The sequence below is a fragment of the Streptomyces natalensis ATCC 27448 genome (genome assembly GCF_000935125.1).
Lineage (GTDB): Bacteria > Actinomycetota > Actinomycetes > Streptomycetales > Streptomycetaceae > Streptomyces > Streptomyces natalensis.
In genome coordinates this window covers 235,484-256,589 of sequence record NZ_JRKI01000045.1, presented here as the reverse complement: position 1 = coordinate 256,589, position 21,106 = coordinate 235,484, and the positions used below count along the sequence as shown (strand labels likewise).

The window sequence follows — 21,106 nt, the reverse complement described above, 5'->3', positions numbered from 1 at the left end:
AGCGGCTCGGGCGCCTCGCTGGGCGTGGGCGTCACGGTGCGGCTTCGGTGCGCACCGCGGCGGCGATCCGGTCCCAGGCGCCTCGCACGTGCCGCTGCTCGGTGCCCGGTGCGCCGATGGCCATGCGCAGCAGTACCCGGCCGCCGGCCTTGGTGTGGGTGAGGTACAGCTCGCCGGAGTCGTTCAGCCGTTGCATGATCCGCAGCGTGGCCGCGTCCGCCTCGGCGTCGGGCAGCTGCGGCCACAGCGGGCGGAAGCAGACCAGGCCCAGCGGGTGGTGGGGGTGCAGGTGGAATGCCGCGTCGGCCTCGATCCACCCGGCCAGCTGCTGCGCCAGGCCGATACCGCTGCGGATGTGTTCTCGCAGCCCCTGCGCCCCGTACCAGCGGATCACCGACCACAGCTTGAGCGCGCGAAAGCGGCGGCCGAGCGGGATCTGCCAGTCGCGGTAGTCGATGACCTCACCCGAGGCGGTGGCCTGGTTGCGCAGGTACTCGGGGAGGACCGAGAGCGCGCCCACCAGCGGTGCGCGGTCGGCCACCCACAGCGCGGTGCAGTCGAAGTTGGTGAGCATCCACTTGTGCGGGTTGGTCACGTAGGAGTCGGCGTATTGAGCCAGTCCGTCGTTGAGCCACCGCAGTTCCGGACACACCGCCGCCACGCCCGCATAGGCCGCGTCCACGTGCAGCCAGGCGCTGTTGCGGCGGCACACCGCGCCGATCTCGGGCACCGGGTCGACCGCGGTGGTGGAGGTGGTGCCGACCGTCGCGCACACCAGCAGCGGAACGGCACCGGCCGCGCGGTCCTGGGCGATCATCGTCTCCAGGCGGGCCGGGTCCATCGCCAGGGTCTGCGGATCGACGTCCACCACCCGCACGGCAGCCGCGCCGATGCCGCAGATCCGTGCGGTCTTCTCCAGCGAGGAGTGGGTGTGTGAGCTGGTGTAGATCGTGTACCGCGCTTCGATGCCGTCCCGCCCCGGCTTCCCCCCGCCCGCTCGGTGCAGCGCGGCAACGACTGCCACCAGCGAGGCGCTGGACGCCGAGTCCTGGATGACGCCGTTGCCCCGGAACGCCTCCGGCAGTCCCAGCAGCTGCGCCAGCCAGTCGACCACCCGGGTCTCCAGCTCGGTGCAGGCCGGGCTGGTCGCCCACAGCATGCCCTGAACGCCCAGCCCGGACGAGAGAAGGTCGCCCAGAATCGCCGGGCCGCTGGCGTTGGCCGGGAAGTATGCGAAGAACGAAGGATGCTGCCAGTGCGTGATACCCGGCATCAGCACCCGGTCCAGGTCCGCCAGGACCCCCTCGAACCCCTCGCCCGTCTCCGGTGGGCTCTGCGGCAGCGCGTCCAGCACCTCACCCGGTGCGACCTGGGACCGCACCGGGTACGACTCGATCTTCTCCTGGTAGGCGGCGATCCAGTCGATCACCTGGTGGCCGTGACGGCGGAACTCATCCGGCGTCATATGCCCACACACGACACTGCCTCCCACACCGTAATCCACATGGCTTAGCGCGCAATTTCAGCCCGCCTCCCGCCAGAGTCCGGACCGTCTTTCCTGCCATTGCGCCCGGCGATCTCTGTGTGAATGCCTGCGGTACTCCAGTCAAGCAGGACTACGCAAGAAGACGGAGCCTGCGGGGACGGAGTTCACTCCAATGGCCGCCTGGTGAGGCAACAGGTCGCCCGCTAGGAGATCCTTCAACGGGCGCCCCGGGGAGGGGAATTTCTTCGTACGCAAGGCGCTGAATTCAGTGAACCAGGAGTTGGTGAACAGTCATGACTCGCGCGAATGAGCACCATCTGAAGGCGGGAGAGCGGATTGATAAGTCCTGCGCCCGGCGCAGGAAACAAATATCGGAGGCGATCCGCAGAGCGGGCGGGCTCAACTCTCATCCGGTGGCTTACCGCGCGGAGGAAGACCTGCTGTGGAGCACGATGGTGTCGAAGCTCAACGCCATACACCCCCGCGTCGCCAGTTCGCGCTATCTCCAGGCCAAGGACCGGCTGCCGCTGCCCGTCACCCACACGGCCAGAATCGACGACGTCGGGCAGCGCCTCAACAACTCCGCGGGCTTCCGGCTGCTCCCGGTCGACGGGCTGATCCCGATCGAGAACTTCTACGGGCGCTTCGCCGACGACATCTTCTCGACGGCCCTGTACCTGCGGTGCCCCAGCCGGCCCCACTACAGCCCGGAACCCGACATGCTGCACGAACTCGTCGGGCATGTCGTCATGCTCTCCGACCCGCTGTTCGCCGACCTTTACCGACTTTTCGGCGAAGCCACGAACAACGCCACCTCCAATCAGGAGCTCCAGGCGATCAGCCAGGTCTTCTGGTTCACGATGGAGACGGGACTCGTGCAGGAGGACGGCCGGACCAAGGCATACGGGGCGGCTCTCCTGTCATCGAGCGGGGAACTCGCCAAGCTCGACCGCTGCCCGGTCGAGAAATTCTCCATCCCGGAAATGATCGAATCGGATTACGACATCTCCGCTTACCAGGGCAAGCTGTTCATGGCGCAATCCGTCGATGAAATGGCCAGTGAAGTCCGTTCCTTCTTGAACGGCACTTGAGGATATCCAACGACGATAGCCTCCCCGTCAAAGTGCATATATCGCTTGATTTTGCAATCTCTTGCGTGTCGGAAAGGCGGTGACGAACCGATGACCACGACGAATGCCGGAAGTCGGTCACACGACAGCGGAATACAGGTTCACGACCCGGCCGCGGTGCGGCTGGTGGAACTCACCCTGGGGTTCTGGATCGGGCAAGCCGTGAGCGTGTTCGCGCGACTGGGCATCGCGGACGCATTCGACGGTCAGCACCTGACCGTGGACGATCTGGCAGCCCGAACCGACTGCGATCCTCAAGGACTACGCCGTTTGCTGAGATCACTGACCGGCGTCGGGGTCGTCAGCCAGGTCTCGCCCGGCCTGTTCGCCCTCGGCGAGCTGGGGCAGCACCTCCGCACCGACCACCCCCAGTCCATGCGAGACCTTGCGGTGCTCCAGAACGAGCCGTGGATGTGGCGGGTCTCCGAGCAGCTCCAGCATGCCGTCTCCACTGGCGCCACCCCCATCAAGAACGTTCTCGGGACCGACTACTACTGGAACTGGTTGGACCAACAGCCCGAGGAGCGGCGGGTGTTCGATGCCGGAATGGTGTCGGTGGCCAACGCGCTCCAGATCCCCACCGCGCTCTCGTACGACTATCGAGACGTACACCGCATCGTCGACATCGGCGGCGGCCTGGGACAGGTGCTGACAGCCATCCTCACCGCCAACTCCCACATCAGCGGCACCCTGTTCGACCAGCCGACCACCGTCGACGACGCCCAGCAGGCGCTGGCGGACGCAGGGCTGGCCGACCGGTGCTCCGTGGTCGGGGGAGACATGTTCCAGGCCGTACCCGGGGACGGCGACACCTATCTGCTGTCGTTCGTGCTGATGGACTGGGACGACGAGCACGCGGTGCGGCTGCTGCGCAATGTGGCGGCCGTGCTCCCCCCGCACGGTCGGGTCCTGGTCCTCGACTGCCTGGTGGACCACGGCACCGACACCGGCCCGTCAGGGCACCCCTTCCACATGGGCCGCACGGTCGACCTGTTCCAGATGTGCATGGGCAGCGCCCGGGTCCGCAGCCGCGCGGAGTTCAAAGACCTCTACACCCGCGCCGGGCTGCGGCTCCATGCGGTCCACCTGCCGCAGGCCCCGGTCAGCCTGATGCAGGTGGCCCCCGCCTGAAGGGCGATACGTGAGTTGATACCCGCAGCGGTCGTCGGGGTCTCGGCGAAGGCCGTCAGGATGTGAGGGTGTTTTGTGGCCCATCGGCATTCAGCGAGTCAGGATCATGCACCGGTTACGGCGGAGGAAAAGGGCGTCCACTACCTCGACGGGGCCATCCTGGTCCCTCCGCAGGCAGTCGGCAGTCCCGACTCCGTGTTCGTCTACAGCGGCTCCCAGTCGATCTTCGAGGGCCATCGGAAAACCCTGGCGACCATGGGCGGGCCCCGCTACCTCGGCGCCGACCCCAGCCTCGCCGTGCTCTACAACACCGCACTGCTCAGCCTGTTGTACGCCTCGGTCCAGGGCTTCCTGCACGCCGCCGCCCTGGTCGGTTCGGCGAACGTCGAAGTGGAGAAGTTCTCCGAGATCGCGACCGGCTGGTTGCTGCCCAACGTCGTCACGCCCTACCTCCGTCTGGAGGCGCCGGACATCGGCAAAGGCCATTACCCCGGCGACCGCGGCACGATGCGCATGAACCTGACCGCGCTGGAGCACATCTACCGCACCAGCCAGGAGCAGGGCGTCAGCTCCGAGCTGCCCGGCCAGCTCAAGAAGCTCGCCGAGGACGCGACCTCAGCGGGGTACGGCGACAGCAACTTCATGGCCGTGATCGAACTCCTCAAGAAGCCTTCCAAGGAGTTGTGACCGACCCGCGAGCGGTGCGTCTCCGCCCGGAGCCGCACCGCTCGCACTCACTGCTGTATGCCTTGGTGGAACTGCTTCGTGGGGCCAATCCAGCGCCGTCGTCACCGGCCAAGGCGGCGGTGGACCGCGCCCGCAGCCAGGTCGGCCAGAATGACAGTTACCCGGCCACCATCGGCCTGCCACAGTCACGGTGCGGACAATCCCCGTGGAAGCTCACATTCTTCCGGAGGCGCCATGACGACCATCTCGGGCACACGCATCGACGTCACCTCACACGACGCCCTGCCCCCGGGCAGCTCGATCGCGGTCTCGGCCCGACTCCGCGTCACCATCGACGACCCCGAAGGCATCACCGACCTGACCGGCGAGCTGAAGCAACTGGTCGCCGAATCAGCCGTCGCCGAGGGCACCCTGCACGTCTACTGCGGCCACACCACCTGCGGCCTGATCATCAACGAACGCGACACCGGCCTGGACACCGACATGCGCGAGGTCCTGGAACGCATCGCCCCGCACAGCGACAACCACCACTACTCCCACGACAAAGACCGCACCCCTGCGGAAAGACTGTTGCACGCCGAACGCGACAACGGCCACTCCCACGCCCGCGCCATGCTCGCCACCCACCCTGAGCTGCACATCCCCATCACCGCCGGCAATCTCTACTTGGGCCAGTGGCAGGCCATCATGCTGGCCGAGTACGACGGACCCCGCACGCGAGAACTCCTTGTCCGTCTCCACACTGCCTAGATGAATGAGTCCAACGGTTGGGGTCGCGGTCAGTAGTCGTATGCGATCAGTGATTGTTTGACGGGCTGCCCGGTCTTGTCGTTGTGCCAGATCGCTGCCGTCAGGGCAAGGACGCGGGACAAGACCCGGACGATGACTCCTGCCGGGCTCTTGCCCCCGTGTCGCTCCAGGTCGAGCTGGCCTTTGAAGGTCTGGTTGATTGACTCGATGACCTGGCGCAAGGGCTTGAACAGGTGCACTCCGGCCCGCTCGGGTGCTCCCTTGCGGGCCGGTTGCAGCAGGTCGAGGTGACGTTCGGTGAGGTCGTCCTCGAATTCGCGGCCGTAGTAGTTCTTGTCGCCGATGATCGTCTGCCGCGGGTGGGCGGCCATGACGTCGGGCGCGGTGTCGAACAGGTCGCGCAGGGTCTCTCGCTCGTCGGCCTTCGCGCCGGTGAGCGCGAACAGCACCGGCAGCCCGCCCAGGGTGCACACCAGGTGCAGCCGCAGGCCCCAGAAGTACCGCGAGTGCGACGCGCAGTAGCCGTACTCGGCCCAGCCGGCCAGGTCCGAGCGCTTGGCCGTCTCACGGGAGCATCCGCAGCCGACCGGCGTCGAGTCGACGACCCAGACGTCGTCGCTCCACAGGCTCGTGTCCGCAGCCAGGGCACGGATCATGTGTGTGAGCAGCGACGACGCGGCCCGTAGACGCTTGTTGTAGCCGGACTGGCCGGGCAGATACGGGAACAGATGGCGGAAGTCCCGTCCGGCCCGGCGCAGCCGGCGCCGCTCGGAGGTGTAGCCCAGCAGGGCAGACATCACGGCGAGCGTGAGGAGTTCAGCGTCGCTGAGCGTTGGAGCGATCCCGGCGGCCGGCCGGGCGGGGAGCAACCACGGGGAAGCCTTCAACTCGTCGTCAATCCGGGCATGGAGTGCAGTGGCGAGGGTGTCCAGGTCTGTCTTCACACACTGACCGTGGACGCCCTCGCGTCATGTCCGCAGGCGATCCTTTGATCCGGGCTGTCCCCAGCGCGGTGACTATACGTCGCGGTCGATCCGCAGGGCCTGGATGAGCCAGGAGTACACCGGGATCAGGTTCGGTACTACCTGCCAGCCGTTGACGATCCAGACCAGCCGCCAATACCGGTCAACCTTGGGATCGTGCGCTTCTTCGAACCTCTGGGCCATCCAGTACCGGAACTCCTTGTCAGGAGCGTGCGCGAACACCTCGCTGAAGCGTTCCACAAGGTCGTCGACGACGGGGGCGGCCCTGTCGGTGAGTGGGTCGATGCCGCACTCCATGGCTTCGGTCACCTGCTGACGGGTAAAGGTCATCAGTTCCTCGCCGGCCTCGGTCTCTATGGCGGGCGTATGCCCGGCGACCTGGTACAAGGTCGTTCGGCGCATCCGGGTCCGGAACTCGTCGTCGCTGACCAACTCGGCGATCTCCACCCAGGCGGCGACCTGCTCGCTGGACGCGTCGTCGGGGAGATCGGGAGTGGCAGCACGAACCATGGCCACCCCGGCCGGGTCGGCGTCCACCGTGCCGAATGTGCCCTCCACGAAGTCGTCGATCAAACGTCGTCGCTCCTCGACGGACAACTGCGTGAGCCTGTGCATAAGCGTGGTCTCCTCGGGATCGGAACCGCGGCCGGCCACGACTCGCAGAACACTCCGACGCAGTTGCAGCGCCCGGATCTGGACGTCGATGGCGTCGGCGTGCGCAGCCGCGACTTCCGCCACCGAGAGCTCCCGGTCCATGACCCGCTGAATCGTGGCCAGGTCGATACCCAGCTCACGCAGGGTACGGAGGAGTTCCAGGCGGCGCAGTGCGTCGAGGTCGTAGAGCCGATAGCCGGCGGGACTTCGAGTGGTCGGCGCGACCACCCCCGAATCGGAGTAGAACCGGATGGTCCTCACAGACAAGCCGGTCCGCCGGGCCAGCTCCCCGATCGAGTAGAGGGTCATCGCGTCCATGTCCCCTACTCTGCTGTCTCCAGTCACTGGAGACTCAAGGCTGTTCCACAGCTGGACCCCGGCCGAGGCACCCTCCAAGTTGCTGGGCACGCGTCACGTGGTCTCCACAGACAGCCCGGACGATGGGCTCGCCTTACACACACCCCGCGAGCGATGGCACAGACGTGTGCCACCGCTCGCGGCCCGAGCGCGTGCTGGCCGTACGCGCAGCTCTCCCGGACCGCTACCGCGTGCTTGTCGAGATTGGCGCCGGCCTCGGCCTGCGACAGGGAGAGGCGTTCGGCCTGTCGATGGAGGACATCGACTTCGACGCGGAGATCGTCCATGTCCGGCGCCAGGTCAAGATGGTGCGGACGAAGCTGTGCTTCGCGCTTCCCAAGGGGCGTAAGGTCCGCGAGGTGCCCCTGCCCTCAAGCGTGGCCAAGGCACTGCGGCAGCACGTGGAGTTCCTCGCACCCGTGCCGGTCACCATGCCGTGGGACGATCCGCGCCCGCCGCAGACCCCGGTAGAAGCCAAGCACCGTCGGCCCAGGACGTACAACCTCCTGGTGACGGGCCGCGAGCACAAGGCGATCAACCGGAACTACTTCAACTCCTCCGTCTGGAAGCCCGCCCTGGCCGAGGCCGGCGTGATCGCCGCGCTGGAGGAGAGCGCACCGGACGGATCCCGAGCCTGGGAGCCCTCCCGGGAGCACGGCTATCATGCCCTGCGTCACTTCTACGCCTCCGAGCAGTTGGAGGCCGGCGAGTCGGTCGTCTCCCTGGCCAGGTGGCTCGGCCACTCCGACCCCGGCTTCACGCTCCGGAAGTATGCACACTTCCTGCCCCGCGCCGGTGCGCGCGGCGGCGCCGCCCTCGACGCGGTCTTCGCGTAGCTGCAAGCCGACCGGCAGAAGCTCGGTCCTGGCGCAAAGTCCCAGAGAAGTTCAGAGGTGCCGCCGCACCCCCTCCTGGCCCGTATTCGCACAGGTCAGACAGGGTGCGGCGGCATCCGCCGTTCAGATGTCCCGGAAGAGACCAGGCATCCCCGTGACCTGCCGCGACGGACTCGTGCGCAGCGGTGACCTGCGTAAATGTCCTTTCGGTTGTTTCACGTTCATGCCCGTTGATCCAGCCGGAAGTCCCAGAAAAATCTCAGGGGACTCCCACGCGTTCGGCTCCGCCTAGGTGTGCATCTGCCAGAGCTTGGTTACATCTGGGTCTGAGTCTTCTGCTTCAGGCGTTCGTAGGGAGTCTGGCCGCCGAGAGCGCCGTGCGGGCGGTGGTAGTTGTAGTAGTCCTCCCATTCTCGGAGTTTTTCGTTCAGTTTGCCGGTGTCGTCGATGACGACACCGGCGAGCATGCGGTAGAACTCCTCGGCGTCGATGCGGTGTGAGCGTTCCACCTTGCCGTTGAGGTGCGGGGATGCCGGTTTGATGTAGGTGTGGGCGATGCCCTTGTCGAGCGCGTGCCAGTGGAAGGCGGACTGGAACTCCGCGCCGTTGTCGGTCTGGATGACCTCGACGCGGAAAGGCAGTCGTTCAAGGACGTAGTCCAGGAACTGGACGGCTGTCTTCTGGTCGCACCGAGGGTAGATCCGCAGCACGCGCAGCCGGGTGCAGTCGTCGATCGCGGTGAACTGGTAGTACTTGGCCCGACGGCGGACCTTGGGCGTCGTGCCGACGACGGGGGCCGGCTGCTGGGCCGTCGGGGCAGGCGCGCCGATCGGCTCGATGAACTTGACGTCAATCTGGACCCGGTTGCCGGGCAGTTGCTTCTCGTAGCGGGTATAGCGCCTGTCGTGGCGCTTGTAGCGTTGCGATGCGGGCAGCCGGTTGAGACCCAGCCGCTTGAGGATGCGGTAGACGGCGGAGCAGGCGATGTCGATGTCGTGGTACCGCTGGAGGTACATCCGGATCTTCATCGGGCCGAAGTGGTAGTTCTGCCGCAGGTAGACGATCTTGTTCACGATGTCGGCGTCGGTGGCATGGGGACTGTGGTGCGGTGCGCTGGAACGGTCGCGCAGGCCCTCGATGCCCTCCTCCTGGTAGCGCCGCTGCCACTTGTAGAAGCAGTTGCGGCTGATCCCGTAGTACCGGCAGGTCAGCGAGACATTCCCAGTGACTTCCTCGGCGTGGCGCAGGACCGCCAGACGTCGCTGGGCCCGGCGATCCTGCTGCTGTTGCGGTGAAGGGGGCATGGCTGGCTCCGTCGTAGTCGGAGATCCATGTGTCACCAATGTCCGGCAGTTTTATACCTAGGGCCACCGCTTTGCGGTTCCACGGCAGGTTCCGCGACGGTCGGGATCAGTCGTCGAGGAGGTTCTTCAGGGTCTCCAGGGGAAGGCGGGTGCTCGGATCCGCTGTCCCCGTGTCGAAGCTGACGCCCTCGGCCGCCAGGAGATCGGCGGGGGAGTCTGTGCGGGTGGGGTCGGACCACTTGAAGCCGGCGCTGACTTGTCCCGCAGCGTTCAGGACTCGCCATGGGTTGGGGCACTGGCCGCAGGTGGACAGGTGTGTGCCGACCGGCAGAGCAGCGCTCCCGACCGCGATCGCCACGTCCCCGTAGGTTGTCCACCGTCCGGAGGGCAGGGAGGCCAGCAGACTGTGGAGGGTTGTCCAGTCCTTGCCGGAGCCGCTGAGTTGCTTGGCCAGACGTACCAGACTGAGGCCCGCCAGCGCTGCCCAGTCGTCGGGATCAACCGTGTCCGGGACATGGTTCGTGTCGACATCCCACCAGGTCGTGCCCTGTATTCCGTCGGCTTTGCGGCCGGTCACGCTGGTGAAGATGTGCTTGGCCAGCCCGGTCGGTGAGTACCGCCTGCCATCGGCCTCCCAGGTCAGCTGGTTGGCGCTGCCGTTGGTCCACGTGGCGGCCCCGCGACTGCTGTCCTCGCCCATCCATACATGAATGGCCTCGCGGATGGTTTCCGTCGCGCCGTGTCTCGGCACCAGCCGTATCCGGGTCCCGTCCGGCAACAGCCCGGCCTCGACGATGACGTGCACGGCCTTGCGGGCACCCGAACGCTCTTCCAGCTTCTGCGCTGCTGCCTTGGCCTCGTTCCGGGCCGGGGCGAGGGTGAACTCCTCGACCTCCGGGGTGGGGTAGAGCTTGGTGAAGCCGACGACGAGTTGGTCCTGGACCTTCCAGAGACCCGCCTGGATGAGGTCGATGTCGAGATTCATCTCCGACAGCCAGACCATGGTGTGAGTGACCTGCTTGGGGAAGTCGGCGGCGATGATCACCTGCCTGGGACGTTGGAGCAGTTCGGGGCTCCAGTCCCCGTCCACATGCTCCAGGAGACGCTGCCGGCACGTTTCCAGGTCGAGGCTCTCACCCCTGCCCTTGAGGAAGTCGCGGTGTGCCTGGGCCAACGTGTCGAGGTCGAACCGTGACACTAGAGCGGCGTAGGTGATCGCCTGAAGGTGTACATCGCGGTCCGCCGTTCCCCGCTTCAGCTCCACTACTACGAGACGCCCCGTGGCATCCAGCCCCAGGATGTCCAGCCGGTCCCACGCGGGCACGCCGTCCGTGTCGGCCCACCGGTCGAACTCGGAGGTGATGACGAGCACCTCGTCGCCGAGCACCGCCGGATGCGCGATCACCCACTCCTGAAGGTGCTGCCGTTCGAAAAGCCCTTCGGCAGCGAGCGCGGTCGGTGGGACAGGAGTGGCCGAGCACCCGTCGACGGTGAAGAGATGATCCACGCTGTCCCCCTGCCCCATTCCATGGACCCGGCACTGTCACGCCGTCCGCCCCGAGCCTACGCGCAGGGCGCACTACCGGAGGGGGAGAGTTCCTTGCGGCGGATCGCAGAGGGCTTGGGGTCTCCTCCGAGGTCGGCTGTCCAGCAGTTCCGAGGCAGGGGCAACGCCACTCGGGGTGGCTGGATGTGAACCCACGATCTCTTCGTCCCGAATGAGGTTCGAGCAGGATCGCTACCGGGGGGGCGGGAGTCTGTGCTGGTCATAGGCTTGGAGTGGGGTGGTGTAGACAGGGGAGTGGCTTGCCGTTGAGGTGGCCCGACCCGAACGAGTGATTGCCTGCCTGGGCGGGGGCGTGTGAGCTGATGCCATGCATCGCTGGTCCCCTTTGAACGATCGGCAACGAGCACTTCTCGGTCGCCTGGACGCGGGCGAGGAGCTAAGCGCGCAGGAGCTGAGCGACAGGCGCTCTGCCTACGCACTGCGCGACCGCGGACTGCTGGCGGTACGACGGAGCCGCGGAGTTCTGTCGGCTGAGGTGACCGAGGCCGGGAAGTTCTACCTCAAGCACGGTCACCACCCGGATCGCCCGGGGCGCACGGCTGAGGAAGAGCAGACCACGATGTCGGCCCGTGAGTCGCAGAGTCGCCCCACGAAGGTGGAGCGTGCGACCGAGCAACGGGGTGCCGCGACCACACGCGGCATCGGCAAGGGCGCCGAGAAGGAAACGAAGGGCGTGGCGTCGTACAGCGAGAGGCCCATCCCTGTAGCGCGGCGGGCGAAGGCGACTCAGCTCATCGAACGGCTTGTCGCGGAGCGGCAGGTCATCATCCACGCACCCGACGAAGTCCAAGTGGTGGAGTGGCGGCGCGTCATTGATTTCGCGAAGCGACACGGACTCGTCCCGTCCGGCAAGCGCATCGAGAAGTCCCGCATGTTCAACCGCATCCGGGACCTGCAGATTTCACTTCTCGAAGGCCCCCATCCCAACTCCGGTCAGCAGGCGCCGGAAGACGCGCCCCAGGTTCCAGTCCCCGTTCAGTTGCGCTTACCGCACCCGGTCGTGGCCGCACTGCGCGATGACGAAGGCTGGCTCGTGATGCCGGCAGAACCACGCCGCCGTGCCCTTCGTGTGTTCCAGGGGCTTGCTGCTGAAGCCGAACGGCGGGGACACAGGGTGGAGGAGCACCCTGTCCCTGATTGCCACCGCAACCGCGGATACTCCTACAACGGGTGTTATGAGCCGCCCAAGTACTCGCGCCGTGAAGGCGAATTGAACCTGATTGTCGGCGAGTTCACGTACACCATCACGATCAAGCAGGAGAGTCCGCAGGCCGCGGATCCGCAGCGCAGCGAAAAGCTCATGCTCGAACTCGGCTACAGCGGTTCCGCTCGCCGCAGGCAATGGGCCGACCGTAAGCGTTGGGTACTTGAGGACGTCCTGGGCGCAGTACTTCAGGAAGTCGAATCCCGCGCGGTCGAGGATGCGCAGCGAAAGGTGGACGAGGCGCGTGCGGAGGCAGAGCGCAAAGCTCGATGGCATGAGGCCATGGCTGCGGCGAAGGAGCAGGCCGTTCAGGCCCAGCTGGCTCATGTGCTCAGCGGACAGGCCGCGCAGTGGAAGGAAGCGGCTGTCCTGCGCGAGTACTGCGAGGCGTTGGAACGGCGCATCGCAGAGGCAGCGGAGCCTGACGAGTCAGAAGTTGCCTCAGCACGGAAATGGCTGGCCTGGGCTCGGAGCCACGTCGAAGCGATTGATCCGCTGCTTCGACTTCCAGGGATGCCAACTCCACGAGAGCCGAAGCCCGATGACCTGAAGCCTTATCTGACGGGGTGGGGCCCGTACGGACCGGAGTCTCAATCGGGCTGGGGGAACTTCTGACATGACTAACCATCCAACTGATGCTGACGGTAGCCCCGACGCGATCTCGCGCTCGGCGTCTGACGCGGTGCGGCGGTCGTTGCCCGGAAGAGCGAGGTCGCGCAAGGAAGCCTTGCGCGAGTTCGAGGAGGCCAATGCCGAGTTCCGTGACCGACTTCCTCCTGCCTTAGGGGCGCTGCTGGTGCCAGAGGCGAAGGAGTGCTACCGGTGGCGTGTTCAGTTGGACTGTGGCTGCATCAACGAGGTGCTGACGCTCGGCGAGGAGTGCTTGCCGAGTGATCGGCAGTGGCGCGGCCCCGAGTGCGAGTGGCTGCAGAAGGGCCAGATGCTCTGCGTCCACGATGACGCTCCGCCTGCTCCGTACCGGGACATCGTGGAGTGGGGCGAGCGCAGGAAGCGGACTTTTCCCGCCGACCCGGCGGAACCTCGTGATGGGATAGATCCTGAGACCTGGGCCCTGATCCGCCATGACGAGCCGCATACCAGCGCCTTCTGGAAGGTGAAGCTGGCCTGCGGGCACATCACCGACGTCATCGCCCCCGACCTGGAGTGGAAACCCGAAGAGGGACCTCATCGGTGCAGCGCCAAGCGAGTCGCGGAGATGACCAAGGAGTTCGAGGAGTTCTGGGCATCCAACCCGACTGGTCATGCTCCCCGCGAGCATGACCATATGCGTCGGATGCTCTCACAGGGCTGGCCCAGCCCAGAACCCGAGTGCCTTTGCTACACCTGTTGCTACGTGCACTGGATTGTGGCGGACCAGCGCGTCGGCTGGCTGATCCCACGCGAGGCAGAGCCGGAGCGACGGCAACCGCAGAAACCACCGACCCGCGCTGGCCTGGAACGGAGGCTCCGGCAGGCAGAAGCCGAAGCCGCACGACTGCGGGACCAGCTGGTTGATTTGGATCGGGGTACTCACGCCGACGGTTGATCGCACGCGTAGCTTCGGCTCCGGCTATAGCTCGGATTGGAGACCTGTCGGCTGAGTTGAGGCATGGAGCAGCGCTTAGAAGGCACCTAGCCGTGATTGGCTGGGATGGCTTCTGACCTGCGTCGATGAGCTGGCCTGCCGGGCCGGCAGCTGGATTTTCCACGTTTTCGGGAAGCAGTGGGGCCCAGTGTTGGGTGGCCCGTCGGCCAGGCCCTGGCCGCGAGCCGGCACCGGCTCTTTGGGCGGCTGGCGCCCTGCGCGGCTTCTCAGATGACTGTGGGCAGGTCGGTGCCCTGACCTGCGGTGCCTACGGTTTAGAGGGACGGGTTGGCGATCGATGTCTCACGCAACTGTAGGCAGCGTGATGTTCCTCGCGGAGCCAAGCCAGCAGGCGCCGTGGAGTCGGCCGCGATGTGCTGGCTGCCATGAGAGGCGCTTGAACGCGTCGACGACGGCGCTTGCGGGGGCTCCTCCGCTGCCGAAGCCGTCGGCCACGGTGAGCAAGCGGGACCCGGCGCAGGCGGTGTCCTGGTTGCTCTCACGGACAAGGCCCCCGTGTCGAAAGAGCGGTGTAACGGATTCCCAGGGGGCTTGGTGGCTGGACACATGGCGGGGTCCTTCCAGGGCAGATGGTCGATGAGGAAGGAGGTCCCGCCGCGCGGTGGTGTCCGCCTCGACCTGGGCCGTTCTCAGCTGCGGAGCTGCCGGCGCATCTCCTGCTCGCTGAGTTCTGCCATGTTCTCGTAGAGGGCGATGACTTTGGGCGCAGCCGCGGCCGCCGCGGTGGCGCGTACGAGATCGGGGTCCGGCGCCTCCAGGGCGCTGCGGACCATCTGGGTGAGCATGTCGGCCCGCACCTCCGGGGTGTCCGGGGCGCGGTCCGCGAGCATCCCCTCGGAGGTGAAGAAGCCGATGAGCGTCGCCATCAGGGTGTACTGCTGGTGGCGGATGTCGGCGTCGTCGCGTACGAGGCCGTGCTCGCGCAGAACTTCGAGGTGGCGGCAGAGCACCCGGTCGCCTTCGGCTATCAGCTGCGCGAACTCCTTCTTCGCGATGTCGTTGAGTCGGCCGAGGAGATCGGAGTCGTCGGTGTACAGGGCACGGAGCACCGGCTGCCCCAGGAACTCCCGGAAGATGCCGCCAGCGTGCCGACCGGGCAGGATCTCCAGCGGGTCGTCGCGCATCCGCTGCAACCGGCGGCGCTGGCTATGGAACTGTTCCTTGACCAGGACGGCTAGGAACAACGCGTCCTTGGTCTTCCAATGCAGGTAGACCGTTCCCTTGCCGACCTTGGCGCGGCGGGCGATCTCATCGATCGTCACCCGCCGGTAACCCCAAGCGAGCAGCAGCTCGGCCGCCGCCTCCAAGATGCGCTCGGCGCGTTCCGCCCGTTCCACGCCCTATTCTCCCGCTCCACAGTCGTTTCCCCATTGCATTGCCCGTACCCCCCGCTGACTTCGTGACCAGTTTGCGATTGATCACGAAGTCAACGCTGGAGCGCGTGGCGCCGCCGGCGTAAGGAAGTTTCCAGCCAGCCGGGGGCCGCCGCGTGCGGGGCCAAGTAAGGAGTGTCAGATGGTACGCATGGGGAGAGTGCGGACGCCTGTCATGTTAGGTGTGGGGACGAAGGTCGGGGGATTGGCGGGGTCGGTGCGCAGTACTGGGAAGCGGTCCATCAGCATGTTTAGAGCGACGCGGCCTTCCAGTCTTGCCAGGGGAGCGCCGAGGCAGAAGTGGATGCCGCGCCCGAGTCCGAGGTGCGGGTTGGGGTCCCTGGTCGGGATGAAGGTGTCCGGGTCGGCGAACTGGCGCGCGTCCCGGTTCGCCGCCGCGAGCCACACCATGATCATTTGGTCCGCGGGTACCCGCTGCCCGGCGATCTCCACTTCGGTGTATGTGGACCGCGTGACGCCCGCGAACGGGCTGAACATGCGCAGCGATTCCTCAATCGCGCTCGGCACCAGCGAGCGATCCTCGCGTACCCGCGCCGCCCACTCCGGGTGCGCGTCGAGGCACAACAGGGTGTTGCCGAGCAGCAGGGTGGTGCTGACGTGCCCGGCGACCAGCAGCAGGACCGCGAAATTTACCACTTCGTTGTCGGTCAGCCGGTTACCGTCGACCTCCGCTGTGACCAGTTGGGTCAGCAGATCCTGGCGCGGCTGCCGCCTACGCTCGGCAACGTGCTCGCGGATGTAGTCGAACATCGGCTGCCACTGCTCGATCACCGCCCGCTGATCGCGCTCGTCCTCCTCGCTGAGGTCGCGGTCGCGCAGGGAGAGCTGACCGGTGCCCTCCAGCATCACCGTCACCCATTGCTTGAACAGGTCGCGATCGCTGCTCGGCACACCCAGCAGCTCGGCGATGACGATCACTGGAAGCGGGTACGCGAGATCGGTCACCACTTCGAGCTCTGACGGGTCGGGCACCGCGTCGAGCAGTTCGCGGGTGACCTCGCGGATTCGAGGTTCGAGGTCGGCGACGATCTTCCGGTTGAATGCGCCGCTAACCAGTGTGCGTAGCTTGCCGTGTTCCGGCGCATCCATCTGGATCAGGTTGCCCTCTTTATGTTCATTGACGGCTTCAGAGGCATACAGCCGTTTTGTATCGGAGGAGAAGATCGCTGGATCGCCCAGGATTCTCACGGCCTCCGCGTATCCGTAGACGTTCCATATCCCCAGTTCTTCGTCGAATCGGATGGGCTGATCTGGTTGTTGGCCGCGCAGCCAGAAATGCGCTGGGTGGATGTTCCATCGGTCGGCGAGGGTGGCCATCGGATGTCCTTTTCACAATGCTGGGTGGGGGCGCCTTATCAAGACGATTGAGCGTGTTCGCGTGGCCGGTATGCCGACAGACGGCGCTCGGCCTCGTTGAGGGTTTCGATTCGGCGGTTGAACGCGATGCGGATGAGTCCCGCGCCTGCCGCGCTGCCCGCGTAGAAGAACGTGCCGGGCGCGACCATAACCCCGGCTTCCCGGACGAGGCGATAGGCCAGAGACTCGCTGTCCTCATCCGTGATGTGCCGGATATCTGCCATCACGTAGCACCCGCCGTCCGGTGGGAAACAGCGAAAACCGGCCGCGGAGAAGATGTAGGTCGCTAGATTCCGCTGAACGCTCAGATCTGAGCGCGGTGTGAGGAAATCCGGTTCCATCGCGGCGGCGCGCGCGGCCGCCTCCTGCAGAGGGGTCGCGCCGCCCCCGCAGACCGCCTCGTGGACCCGGCGAACGGCGCTGGTCAGCGCCGTGCAGGCGCGCAGATAGCCGATGCGCCAGCCGCTGACCGCATGGCTCTTAGAGAGGCTGCCGATGACAATGCCGCGCTCGCGAAGGGCGGGCAGGTCGGCCGCCGATACATGCTGCCTTCCTTCATGGACGTATCCCGCGTAGATCTCGTCGGAGATGACGACAGCGTTCCAGCGTTCGCACAGTTCCGCTATCTCGGCGAACTCCTGTGGCGTGAGCATATGGCCGGTGGGATTGTTCGGCGTGCAGAGGACGATCGCTGTCGTACGTGGGCCGAACGACGCTCGTAATTCGGCGGGGTCATAGCGCCAATCCGGCGCGTGCACCCGCACCGGGCGGGGAACACCACCGGCCAGCGCGATCGCGCTGAGGAAATTCTCATAGAATGGCTCGAAGACGATGACCTCGTCGCCCGGATTGACGGTGGCCAGCACGGCCGCGGAAAGCGCCTCGCTGGCACCGACCGTGACTGTCAATTCGGTGAGCGGATCCGTGGGCGTGGGCAGCGCAGCCGCTATTCGGCGCCGCAGTTCGAGATTGCCGTCCGGTACCTCGTACTGATTGATTCCCTCTCGCAGGGCCGCGCAGGCCGTCTCGATCAGCCGTGGCGGAGTCGCGGGCGCTCCCGGTACACCGAGGGCGAGGTCGACCACCTTCTCGCCATGCCCCTCGCTGAGCAGCTTGAACAGGCCGCTGCGCGCCAGCTTGCCGACGCGCGCAGCCACCGGGAACTGCGTCATATGAGCCGCCTCTTCGCCGTGGACGGGCACACTGGCCGAAGCGGCGTATTAGGCACGCTAGGCAGCCAGTCCCCTCGCGACTTTTCGTACGTGGTGATGGCGCGGTCCTGGGCCAAGGTGACCGCGATCTCGTCGAGTCCCTCAAGCAGGAGCTGACGTGCCCTCGCTTCCACGGCGAACGCGTGGCGCAGCCCGCCGGAGCGGACTTCGAGGCCGGCCAGGTCCACGGTGATCTTGGCGCGGGGATCGCCGTCGACACGGTCGGCCAGTTCGGCCACCACGGGGGTCGGCAACTCGACCGCGAGCAGACCGTTCTTGAACGCGTTGCGCCGGAAGATATCTCCGAAACTGCTCGCGATCACCACCGCGAAACCCCAGTCCCGCAGCGCCCACACGGCGTGCTCACGGGAGCTGCCGGTGCCGAAGTTGTGGCCCGCCACCAGGATGCTGGCGTCCGAACTCGCCGGCCGGTTCAGTACGAACGCGGGATCCTTCCGCCATCCAGCGAACAGCACATCCGCGTATCCGCTCTTGGTCAGCCGCTTGCAGTACTCGGCGGCGATGATCTGGTCGGTGTCGACATCGCCGCGGCGCAGTGCGACCCCGTATCCGGTGTGTTCGAGCAGCGGTTTCACACGGTCCCCCGTTGCGGCAGGCAGCTGGGCGCGGTCAGCCTTCCGGTCACGGCGGTCGCCGCCGCGACCGCGGGCGACGCCAGGTGAGTACGGACCCCCAGGCCCTGACGGCCCTCGTAGTTCCGGTTCGAAGTGGACACACAGCGGGCGGGTCCGGTCAGCCGGTCGGCGTTCATGCCCAGGCAGATGGAGCAGCCGGACAGTCGCCACTCCGCGCCGGCCTCGGTGAAGACCCGGTGTAGACCCCGGACTTCGGCCTGGTGACGGACCTCCGTGGAGCCGGGAACGACCAGCATCCGCACGCCGGGCGCCACGGAGCGGCCCCGCAGCACAGCGGCGGCGGATTCGAGGTCCTCAATGCGCCCGTTGGTGCACGAGCCGATGAACACGGTGTCGATCTCGATCGAGTCCATCGGGGTGCCGGAGGCCAGCCCCATGTAGGCGAGGGCACGGTGGGCCGCCGCCTGCTGCTGGGCGTCGGCGAAGGACTCCGGGGTGGGGACGCGGGAGGCGAGGGGGACGGCCTGGCCTGGGTTGGTGCCCCAGGTGACGAATGGGGTCAGGGCCGAGACATCGATCCGTACGACCCTGTCGAAGACGGCGTCCTCGTCGGTGCGCAGCGTCTCCCAGTGGGCCACGGCCCGCTCCCAGGTAGTGCCGTCCGGCATCCCCGGACGCCCCTTCAGATACCGGTAGGTGACCTGGTCCGGTGCGATCAGCCCGGCACGGGCCCCGGCCTCGACGCTCATGTTGCACAGGGTCATCCGGCCCTCCATCGATAGCAGTTCGATGGCCCGGCCCCGGTACTCGATGACGTGTCCGTGTGCGCCGTTGGCGCCAACGTGTGCGATCAGCGCCAGGATCAGGTCCTTAGCCGTGACGTCCGCAGCGGGCACTCCGGTGAATTCGACCGCCATGGTGTGCGGCCGTGGAAGCGGCAGCGTCTGGGTGGCGAGCACGTGCTCCACATCGGTGGTCCCGATGCCGAAGGCCAGCGCGCCGAACGCGCCGTGGGTGGAGGTGTGGCTGTCGCCGCAGACCACCGACATCCCCGGGCGGATGAACCCGTGCTCCGGTGCCACCACGTGCACGATGCCCTGTCGGCGGTCCCCGAGGCGGAACAGCTCGATTCCATGGGCGGCGCAGTTCTTCCGCAGGGTCTCGACCTGAGCTTTGCCCATTGGGTCGAGGACGAGCAGCGAGTCGGTCGGGACATTGTGGTCTTCGACGGCGAGGGTGAGGTCGGGGCGCCGCACTGTGCGGCTGGACAGGCACAGGCCGTCGAACGCCTGCGGCGAACTCACCTCGTGGATCAGGTGCAGATCGATGTAGAGCAGATCTGCCTCGCCGGGAGCGCGCATCACGACATGGCTGTCCCAGACCTTCTCAACCAGCGTTCTTCCCGTGGCCATTCGTCCGGCGGCAGTGCTTGCTATGGTCATCGGGTCAACGCCTTGGAGCTTGTAGCGTGCCGCTCGGTGATGATCGCCCGCAGGTCGGCCATGCTGACGCACTCGCCGTTGGTGCGATGGGCGACGTATTCCTCGTAGAGACGGTCCACGAGCAGCTCGTCGACCGGCAGCTTCATCTCCTGGAGGACGTGGCGCAGTATGGCCCGGCCCGAGTGTCGGCCGACCAGAATCGTGCGCTCCCGGCCGAACCGCGCGGGCTCGACGTACTCGTAGGTGAGGGGCGCACGCAGGATCCCGGCCTGGTGGATCCCGGCCTGCGTGGCGAAGGAGTTTACGCCGAAGATGGCCTTGTTGCGGGGGGCGGAGAGCCCGATTGCATCGCACAGTAGGCCGAACGCAGCGTACAGGCCCTCGGTCTTTGCGGAGGTGGTGGCGCCGATCGCTTCGCCGTTGTACGTGAGCACCGCGATGAGTTCCTCCAGCGGGGTGTTCCCCGCCCGCTCGCCAATGCCGGCCAGGGTGGTCTGCACTTCGTCGGCCCCGGCCTCGATTCCAGCCAGGGCGTTGGCCAGTGACAGCCCGAGGTCGTCATGGCAGTGCGTGGAGACCACAATCTCTGGCGGGATCCAGGACCGTATACGGGCGATCAGGCCGCCGTACTGGGCGGGCACCATGCAGCCGGTGGTGTCGGCGACTGTCACCGTGTCCGCGCCCGCCAAGATGGACTGCATGATCAGGGGCCGCAGCAGGCCGTCGGAGCCGCGCGAGGCGTCCTCGATGGCCAGCGTTACATGTTTGACGCCCAGTGACTTGGCGAAGCCGATCGCCTCGACCACCTGGTCTTGCGCTTCGGCCTGTTGGATGCCCCGCTTGTGCCGGAGGTGAATCTCGCTGCCGGTCGCCATGATCTGCAGGTGGTGCCGCTCGGCGCCGGCCGACTCAACGGCGAGGCGAATGTCCTCGGATAAAGGTCGGTTGAGCGTAGCGACGCGGGCGGAGGTCAGGGCGTCGGCGATCAGCCGGGCGGCCTCGCGGTCGCTCGGCGAGGAACTCGGAAAACCCACCTCGATCACATCGACGCCCAGTGCCTCGATCGCCAGCGCGATGTCGAGTTTCTGGTGGGGCCGCATCGCATTTCCCGGCGCCTGTTCGCCATCGCGCAATGTGGTATCGAAAATTCTTGTTCTTCTCAACGGTAATCCGCCATGAGTCGGCACGAGAATCTACCTCCATGCTCCGTTACATGGTTGGTGTCTCTCCAGTGAAAGGTGGAGCGCCGCCCACTCTTAGAGAAACCTAACCGGCGGCACAAGGGTGTTGAGGGAGCGAATTGGGAAATTATCTCCGCCCGGCGTGGACTGTCAAGATCTTCATTGTCCAAGCTCGTTGAGCTGCTGCGGAGGCAAGACGTGCCTCACGCTGGCGCGTGGAGATATCCCGTT

The 21,106-nt window shown here is 66.4% G+C and carries 18 protein-coding genes; 7 read left to right on the top strand and 11 right to left on the bottom strand.

The annotated features are described in order from the left end of the window. Positions 1–31: 31 nt before the first annotated feature. Complete coding sequence (locus SNA_RS29685; RefSeq protein WP_030065769.1) at positions 32–1,465, bottom strand: pyridoxal-dependent decarboxylase; 1,434 nt, start codon at positions 1,463–1,465, stop codon at positions 32–34. Between the two features lie 314 nt (positions 1,466–1,779). On the opposite strand from SNA_RS29685, the gene SNA_RS29680 reads away from it, so the two are divergent. The 4 genes from SNA_RS29680 (at position 1,780) to SNA_RS40675 (ending at position 5,184) form a co-directional block, all read left to right on the top strand. Continuing rightward, positions 1,780–2,577, top strand: a complete 798-nt coding sequence (locus SNA_RS29680) for a hypothetical protein (protein ID WP_078970295.1) — start codon at positions 1,780–1,782, stop codon at positions 2,575–2,577. A 90-nt stretch (positions 2,578–2,667) separates the two neighbouring features. Then, positions 2,668–3,747 (top strand): methyltransferase, encoded by a 1,080-nt coding sequence (locus SNA_RS29675; RefSeq protein ID WP_078970294.1) that lies wholly within the window; start codon positions 2,668–2,670, stop codon positions 3,745–3,747. Positions 3,748–3,942: 195 nt separating this feature from the next. Beyond that, a complete protein-coding gene (locus SNA_RS29670; protein ID WP_157880144.1) occupies positions 3,943–4,434 on the top strand; it encodes an imine reductase family protein in 492 nt (163 codons plus the stop codon). Between the two features lie 234 nt (positions 4,435–4,668). After that, positions 4,669–5,184 carry a secondary thiamine-phosphate synthase enzyme YjbQ gene (locus SNA_RS40675; RefSeq protein ID WP_051877256.1) on the top strand — a complete coding sequence of 172 codons (516 nt, stop codon included), beginning with the start codon at positions 4,669–4,671 and terminating at the stop codon, positions 5,182–5,184. A gap of 29 nt (positions 5,185–5,213) precedes the next feature. Here the strand turns inward: SNA_RS40675 and SNA_RS29660 are convergent, their stop codons facing one another. Further along, on the bottom strand, positions 5,214–6,128 hold the full coding sequence (locus SNA_RS29660; protein ID WP_030065774.1) for an IS982 family transposase: 915 nt from the start codon (positions 6,126–6,128) through the stop codon (positions 5,214–5,216). Between the two features lie 72 nt (positions 6,129–6,200). Further along, a complete protein-coding gene (locus SNA_RS29655) occupies positions 6,201–7,139 on the bottom strand; it encodes a MerR family transcriptional regulator (RefSeq protein WP_030065775.1) in 939 nt (312 codons plus the stop codon). A gap of 122 nt (positions 7,140–7,261) precedes the next feature. Here SNA_RS29655 and SNA_RS40670 point away from each other — a divergent pair, with 122 nt between their 5' ends. Continuing rightward, positions 7,262–8,014: a tyrosine-type recombinase/integrase gene (locus tag SNA_RS40670; protein ID WP_420823523.1), complete on the top strand. Its 753-nt coding sequence runs from the start codon at positions 7,262–7,264 to the stop codon at positions 8,012–8,014. Positions 8,015–8,328: 314 nt separating this feature from the next. Here the strand turns inward: SNA_RS40670 and SNA_RS29645 are convergent, their stop codons facing one another. Then, entirely contained in the window at positions 8,329–9,318 is a 990-nt protein-coding gene (locus SNA_RS29645) for an IS481 family transposase (RefSeq protein ID WP_030065777.1), read from the bottom strand. 106 nt (positions 9,319–9,424) lie between these two features. Then, on the bottom strand, positions 9,425–10,825 hold the full coding sequence (locus SNA_RS29640) for an MGMT family protein (RefSeq protein ID WP_030065778.1): 1,401 nt from the start codon (positions 10,823–10,825) through the stop codon (positions 9,425–9,427). A gap of 535 nt (positions 10,826–11,360) precedes the next feature. Between SNA_RS29640 and SNA_RS29635 the strand changes: the two genes are divergently transcribed. Beyond that, complete coding sequence (locus SNA_RS29635) at positions 11,361–12,704, top strand: hypothetical protein (RefSeq protein ID WP_241779895.1); 1,344 nt, start codon at positions 11,361–11,363, stop codon at positions 12,702–12,704. A gap of 112 nt (positions 12,705–12,816) precedes the next feature. Continuing rightward, positions 12,817–13,635 (top strand): hypothetical protein, encoded by an 819-nt coding sequence (locus SNA_RS29630; RefSeq protein WP_030065780.1) that lies wholly within the window; start codon positions 12,817–12,819, stop codon positions 13,633–13,635. 689 nt (positions 13,636–14,324) lie between these two features. Here SNA_RS29630 and SNA_RS29625 read toward each other — a convergent pair. From SNA_RS29625 to SNA_RS29600, 6 genes are all read right to left on the bottom strand, one after another. Further along, positions 14,325–15,032, bottom strand: coding sequence for a TetR/AcrR family transcriptional regulator (locus SNA_RS29625; protein WP_030065781.1), 708 nt, complete (start codon positions 15,030–15,032; stop codon positions 14,325–14,327). A 174-nt stretch (positions 15,033–15,206) separates the two neighbouring features. Next, the gene (locus tag SNA_RS29620; protein ID WP_044367632.1) at positions 15,207–16,406 is read right to left on the bottom strand and encodes a cytochrome P450; all 1,200 of its coding nucleotides are present in this window, start codon (positions 16,404–16,406) and stop codon (positions 15,207–15,209) included. 38 nt (positions 16,407–16,444) lie between these two features. Continuing rightward, positions 16,445–17,617 carry a pyridoxal phosphate-dependent aminotransferase gene (locus SNA_RS29615; RefSeq protein WP_044367630.1) on the bottom strand — a complete coding sequence of 391 codons (1,173 nt, stop codon included), beginning with the start codon at positions 17,615–17,617 and terminating at the stop codon, positions 16,445–16,447. Continuing rightward, on the bottom strand, positions 17,614–18,252 hold the full coding sequence (gene leuD, locus SNA_RS29610; protein WP_030065784.1) for a 3-isopropylmalate dehydratase small subunit: 639 nt from the start codon (positions 18,250–18,252) through the stop codon (positions 17,614–17,616). The genes SNA_RS29615 and leuD overlap by 4 nt, the downstream gene beginning before the upstream one ends. Continuing rightward, complete coding sequence (gene leuC / locus SNA_RS29605; RefSeq protein ID WP_241779894.1) at positions 18,249–19,694, bottom strand: 3-isopropylmalate dehydratase large subunit; 1,446 nt, start codon at positions 19,692–19,694, stop codon at positions 18,249–18,251. The genes leuD and leuC overlap by 4 nt, the downstream gene beginning before the upstream one ends. Continuing rightward, positions 19,691–20,881 carry a LeuA family protein gene (locus tag SNA_RS29600; RefSeq protein ID WP_051877259.1) on the bottom strand — a complete coding sequence of 397 codons (1,191 nt, stop codon included), beginning with the start codon at positions 20,879–20,881 and terminating at the stop codon, positions 19,691–19,693. The genes leuC and SNA_RS29600 overlap by 4 nt, the downstream gene beginning before the upstream one ends. Between the last annotated feature and the right edge of the window lie 225 nt (positions 20,882–21,106).